This is a genomic window from Desulfoscipio geothermicus DSM 3669 (assembly GCF_900115975.1).
Lineage (GTDB): Bacteria > Bacillota > Desulfotomaculia > Desulfotomaculales > Desulfallaceae > Desulfoscipio > Desulfoscipio geothermicus.
The window spans coordinates 121,194-127,484 of the sequence record NZ_FOYM01000007.1; the positions used below are offsets into that span (position 1 = coordinate 121,194).

General features: G+C 48.0%; 4 protein-coding genes. 2 read left to right on the forward strand and 2 right to left on the reverse strand.

Translation table 11 applies throughout. The annotated features are described in order from the left end of the window. Positions 1 to 86 precede the first annotated feature (86 nt). A complete protein-coding gene (locus BM299_RS06035) occupies positions 87 to 1,808 on the reverse strand; it encodes a sigma 54-interacting transcriptional regulator (protein ID WP_092482558.1) in 1,722 nt (573 codons plus the stop codon). Positions 1,809 to 1,945: 137 nt separating this feature from the next. Then, positions 1,946 to 3,247, reverse strand: a complete 1,302-nt coding sequence (locus BM299_RS06040; RefSeq protein ID WP_245779671.1) for an acetyl-CoA hydrolase/transferase family protein — start codon at positions 3,245 to 3,247, stop codon at positions 1,946 to 1,948. Between the two features lie 778 nt (positions 3,248 to 4,025). Between BM299_RS06040 and BM299_RS06045 the strand changes: the two genes are divergently transcribed. Together BM299_RS06045 and BM299_RS06050 are read left to right on the forward strand one after the other, a co-directional pair. After that, complete coding sequence (locus BM299_RS06045) at positions 4,026 to 5,165, forward strand: acyl-CoA dehydrogenase (protein ID WP_092482560.1); 1,140 nt, start codon at positions 4,026 to 4,028, stop codon at positions 5,163 to 5,165. 363 nt (positions 5,166 to 5,528) lie between these two features. Further along, the coding region (locus tag BM299_RS06050) for an electron transfer flavoprotein subunit beta/FixA family protein (protein ID WP_092482561.1) at positions 5,529 to 6,291 on the forward strand (763 nt) is incomplete at its 3' end.

Here is a 6,291-nt window from a genome sequence, read left to right on the forward strand (position 1 = left end):
CAAAGATAAGACACCACAGCGAATATACCAAAAAAAAAGCGGGCCGAGTGTTAAAGGTTGGCATATCAATTTTGGGTTTCTATACATTATAATTCATAGCGATTCATTTTTTTATACAGCCCGGCCCGGGAGATACCCAGGAGGGAAGCGGCTTGATGCTTATTGCCCCCACAGGCTTTCAGGGCATCAAGGATAGCTTCCCGTTCTATTTCTTCAATAAGGTGGTGCAAGCCGCCCCGGTGCATTCCCTTGTACTTCCGGGTGCTTTGCAGATACAGGGGGAGATGCTCTTTGCGAATTTTATCGTCTTCCAGTATATTAAAGGCCCGTTCCACCACATTCTCCAGTTCCCGGATATTACCCGGCCAGCGGTGATTTCGTAAAATGACCATCGCTTCCTGGTCTATTCCGGTAACTCTCCGACCAAACTGCTTGTTAAATCGTTTTATGAAATGGTCGATCAGCAACTCCAGGTCTTCAATTCTTTCCCGCAGGGGGGGGATGTTTAAAGAAACCACGTTGATGCGATAATATAAATCCTCACGAAATTCATTTTTAGCGATCATTTCTTCCAGGTCGCGGTTTGTGGCGGCAATGACGCGGACATTGACCCGGCGGGGCCTTGTGTCTCCCAGGCGTTCGATTTCCTTTTCCTGCAGCACGCGCAGCAATTTGGCCTGCATCAACAGAGGCATATCGCCGATCTCATCCAGAAAAATCACTCCCTTGTCGGCAAGTTCAAACTTGCCGATATGACCGCCCTTCTTTGCGCCGGTGAAAGCTCCTTCTTTGTAGCCGAACAGTTCCGACTCCAGCAGGTTTTCAGGCACCGCGGCACAGTTTACCTTGATGAATGGACCACGGTTGCGCCTGCTTTCCGTGTAGATGGCGTGGGCGAAAAGTTCTTTGCCCGTGCCGCTTTCACCCCTGATAAGCACTGTAGATTCATTTTTGGCCACCCGTCTGGCGGTTTCCTTTAATGTGATGAAAGCGGGACTTTGCCCGATAATTTGTTCGAAGGTAAACCTGAACCGGTGGGCGCGCTTGAGTTCACCCTTGTAAAAATCAAGCTGACTACGCAGCTTTTGAATTTTTTCCGACAGGGCTTGCAAATCGGATATTTTTTTAAAAACTACGGTGCCCAAAGCGCCGACAATTTCACCGTTTTTCTTGATGGGAATGCGGTTGGCGATTATCTCCTGGCCGTTTAAGGAAGTAATATAACCATATTCGGACTCGCCGGTTTCCATGGCCCGGGGAAAAATCGGGTTGCCGTAAACCTTTTTTACGTGTTGACTGATTATTTCATCAACCCTTTTATTGAAAAAGCTTGCAAAAGCCTGGTTGGCCATGGTAATGATATAATCTCTATTCACTGCCACTATACCGTCGCTGGAGAGCTCAAGAATGTTGGTGAGTGTTTCTTGGAGTTCTCTGATTTTTTCATTTTTAGTGGTTAATTCATCAATGATATTTTGTATTTCGGTAACATCCTGGAAAACAGCCACCGCCCCTACAACTTGCCCGTTGACGATAACGGGATTGCGGTTGGACAGATAAGTGCAGTTTTTTAGGGATAACCTGCAGCCTAGTTGCGGCTGTCCGTCTTTGAGTACCTCGAGTAATCCGGTGGTGGGGAAAAATTTTTTAACATGACTGCCCAGGATTTGACCGGCGGGCAGTTCAAGGAATTTTTCCACTTGACGGTTGCAGTAAACAATGATACCGGAACGGTCGACCGCCACCACCGCATTGCTGGTTGAGTCAACAATATCCTTCAGGCTGATCCGCGCTTCAATTTCAGGCATGCTTTTTACCTTAGCCCCCAGATTGTTTTATTCTTTTATAATTTCTGTATTTTTGGCGTCAAACCCTGCCGGTGCAACTGTGGTTTTGATTGGTCAGCTTTTTTTGAGCTAAAGGATAATCATACTTATGAATACTTTTATATTAAATGCATCTTGCGGGCTGCGGCCCTCAAGTCGGCCCGGAAGTCGGGATGGGCGATGGATATCAGCGCCAGCGCTCTTTCCCGGGCGGTTTTGCCGCGTAATTTGGCCACGCCGTATTCGGTAACTACGTGGTCCACATCATTTTTTGAGCAACTCACCACCGCACCCTGCTGCAATACCGGTACAATTTTGGAAATAGTACCGTTTTTGACGGTGGAGTGCAGAGCTATAAATCCCTTGCCGCCGGGAGAGCGCAGGCACCCGCGGGCGAAATCGGTTTGGCCGCCGGTTGCGCTGTACTGTTTTGGCCCGATGCTCTCCGAGGCGCACTGGCCCAGTAAATCAACTTCCAGGGTGGCATTAATCGAAACCATCTTGTAATTCTGACCGATCACGTAAGGGTCGTTGACATAAGAAACGGGATACATTTCCACCATGGGGTTATCGTTTAAAAATTCATAAAGCCGCTTGGTTCCCGCGGCAAAACTGCCGATGATTTTGCCCGGGTGCAAGGTTTTTTTCCGGCCTGTGACCACCCCGTTTTCAATCAAATCCACCATTCCGTCGGTGATCATTTCCGAGTGAATGCCCAGGTCTTTTTTATCCATCAACGCCTGGGCCACCGCGTTGGGCATACCGCCGATACCCAGTTGAATGGTTGAACCGTCCTCAATCATTTCTGCTATATGACCGCCGATGATTTTGTCTGCTTCGGTCAGGGGAGGGATGGGGATTTTAGGGACGGGAGAATTGTTTTCTATTATATAATCAGCCTCAGATATATGAATTAAACTGTCTCCCCGGGTCCGGGGCATGTTTGTGTTGACTTCCAGGATTACGGTCCTGGCTTCGGCGGCTGCTGTGGTGGTATAATCGACGGAAAGCCCAAAGCTGAAATAGCCCCGCTCGTCCATGGGCGACACCGTACCCATAAAGACGTCCACCTGAATATATTCCTGGAAAAACCGGGGGTATTCGTGGAAATAACCGGGCATGAAGTCGGCCAGGCCGGCATTTACGCACTGCCGGTTAGCCCTGCTGGTAAACCAGGACACATGACGAAAGCTTTCTTGCATGTCCGGATTCAGGTAGGCGGCCTTGTTTAACGGAAGCATTTGGTGAACTTTAACACCTTTTAGTTCATCACGGCGTTCAGCCATGGCCGCCACCAGAGCCGTAGGTTCGCCGCACCCCAGGGGCAGAATGACGTTATCCCCGGATTGGATAATTTTAACGGCCTCCTGAGCCGTAACCAGCTTGTGGTTGTACAAGTCTTTTGCGTTCTTGCGGTGCATAGGATAGATTATCAACTTATGGCCGGTTGAAGCATGGGCTAATTCCCGGGATAAATCAACAGACATTTTTTTGCCTCCTTGTCAATTAATTTAGAATAATTTGATTGGTGGTAAAATACGCAAAAGTCATGCCGCGGAGAAAATTGTCAGGGCCGGTTATAATGGAAATGCCTAAAATACTGGGCGCCTCCTTGTTCATCCCAAGTAAAAAGCGGTATGATTCTAGCGTCTACCAGGTAAACGTTGGTGAGGGGAATGGTCCTGGTCAGAGCGATTTAACAAACAACTTCCATGATGTCTACTCTGTAGATGCTGTAAACAAGGTAGACGTTTTAATAATTTGAAATGGGCTATTTTTAAAAATTAAAGGAAAATTTTTTACATTTTTAAATATTAAAAAGCTCTTGACGATTTATGAATAATGAAATAATTTTATAATATAAGCTGACTGAACGTTCAGTCAGCTTTACCTGGATGGGTGGGACAAATCAAAGTTAAATGAGGTGATAGCCTGTTTAAATAAGAAATCTTCAAGGCATCTTTGTCTATAAATGTAGACACACAGGTATGGATAGGTGGTCGTCATAATGCTTGTTAATTCCGCACTATTCTAAATTGCCATTAATAGGCCATTTAAAAATTATTCAGGTATGTTTTTTGCATTTTAAATGTGGCGAGGAACAGCTTTTTAACACAAATCAGGTTTTCCGGTATGGCGTGATTTTTAACCTAAATATTCCGGTGTGTTCCTCAAAACATCAATTAAGGAGGAATCGGTGTGGAATTTAAGCTTACTGAAGAACAAGAAATGATACGTAAAACGGTGCGGGATTTTGCGGAGAATGAAGTGGCTCCCAAGGCCGGCCCTATGGACGAGGCTGAAGAGTATGATTATAAGTTATGGAACGATATGGCCGAGATGGGTTTGACCGGAATCCCGTTTCCCGAGGAATATGGCGGTGCCGGCATGGATAACCTTAGTTATGCCATTGCCGTGGAAGAGCTTTCCCGGGTTTGTGCATCCACCGGGGTATTGATTTCGGCGCATACTTCGCTGTGCTCCTGGCCCATTTATGCCTTTGGCACGGAAGAACAGAAGCAAAAGTTCCTGACGCCGCTGGCCAGCGGTGAAAAGATCGGGGCCCTGGGGCTTACCGAACCGTCGGCGGGTTCCGATGCCGGCGCGGTGAAAACAACAGCCGTCCTGGACGGGGATGAGTATGTGCTGAACGGCAGTAAAATTTTTATTACCAACGGTGAAAAAGCTGATATTTATGTAGTTATTGCCAGCACTGATAAAAGCAAAGGCCATAAGGGGACGGCGGCTTTCATCGTGGAAAAAGGCACACCGGGCTTTACTTTTGGTAAAAAAGAGCATAAGATGGGTATCAGGGCCTCTGCGACATATGAACTAGTTTTCGAGAATTGCCGGATACCCAAAGAAAATATGCTCGGTGAAGATGGCAAAGGATTTAAAATTGCATTAATGACGCTGGACGGCGGGCGCATCGGGATAGCCGCCCAGGCGCTGGGTATCGCCCAGGGCGCCTTTGACGAAGCAGTTAAATACAGCAAGGTCAGGGAGCAATTTAATAAACCCATCAGTTCGTTCCAGGGAATCCAGTGGATGCTGGCTGACATGGCTACCCGCATTGACGCGGCCAGATTGCTGGTGTACCGGGCGGCATACCTAAAGGACAACGGCTTGCCTTATAGCAAGGAATCAGCTATGGCCAAATTATATGCTTCGGAATGCGCCATGTGGGTAACCACTAAAGCGGTGCAAATTTTCGGCGGTTATGGTTATACCCGGGAATATCCGGTAGAACGGATGATGCGTGACGCAAAAATTACCGAAATTTACGAGGGTACCAGCGAGGTGCAGCGTATCGTAATTGCAGCCAATATTCTAAAATAAAAGTATAAAATTTAGTTATCCTGATTTGGGGCGGCGGAGTCGCCCATTCTTATTGAGGCTTTTGAAAAGCCCGGTCGGAGTGAGAAATAAATGCACAATTTTCGTACAAATGTCGCAGGTTGACTGGTTGATAAAATGAATCATGGCGACATTTGACATTTTCCTAACGTAGTCACCAGGTTTTTGATGAAAAAAGGGTTTGGAGGGATGCGTACCGAAATGATAACTAATGTCAGTTTACCTGGTTCTTACGGTAGCAATTCCAAGTAAACAGCCATTATGGCCATCACCCATCCGGATTTCGGGCCGAATTGTCGATCAGGTCCGGTAATAATTAAATTTACCCAGTAAAGGAGGAAACGTATGAAAATCCTGGTTTGCCTTAAGCAAGTCTTCGACACGGAAGCCAAAATTACACTGGACAGCAACGGCAAAATAGAGCGCAAAGGGGTCAGCTTAATTATGAACCCCTACGACGAATTTGCAGTGGAAGAAGCCCTGCGCATAAAAGAAAAGGCCGGTGGCGAAGTGACCGTCATTAGCGTCGGCGGTCAGCAGACCCAGGACGCCCTGCGCCAGGCGCTGGCCATGGGCGCAGACAAAGCCGTGCTGGTGGATTCCGGCGAAGCGGAACTGGATGAATACTCCACGGCCACCATACTGGCCAAGGTAATCGGGGACATGGAATACGACATTATACTCGGCGGCTTTAGGGCCATTGACGACGGTTCGGCCCAGGTAGCCGGCAGAGTGGCGGAGATTTTAAATATCCCGGTGGTCAACGTAGTGACCAAACTGGAAATAACCGATGGGAAAGCCACCGCCACCCGTGAGATCGAAGGCGGCAGCGAAGTGGTGGAAGTGACCCTGCCCGCAATAATCACCGCCCAGAAGGGCTTGAACGAGCCCCGTTATCCATCCATGAAGGGGATCATGAAAGCCAAGAAAAAGCCCATGGACAAAAAAGCACTGGCGGATATCGGCCTGGATGAAAGCCAGGTTGCCGCCAAGGTAAAGGCAATTTCCTTTGCGCTGCCGGAAGCGCGCAAGGCCGGCAAAGTTATCCCGGGTGAACCCGCTGAGGCCGCTCGTGAGCTGGCCAAGCTGTTGCGCGAAGAGGCCAAAG

Excerpts from the sequence above, each read along its gene's own strand:
- BM299_RS06040 (WP_245779671.1), bottom strand. The coding sequence starts at position 3,247 with ATGCACCGCAAGAACGCAAAAGACTTGTACAACCACAAGCTGGTTACG.
- BM299_RS06035 (WP_092482558.1), bottom strand. The coding sequence starts at position 1,808 with ATGCCTGAAATTGAAGCGCGGATCAGCCTGAAGGATATTGTTGACTCA.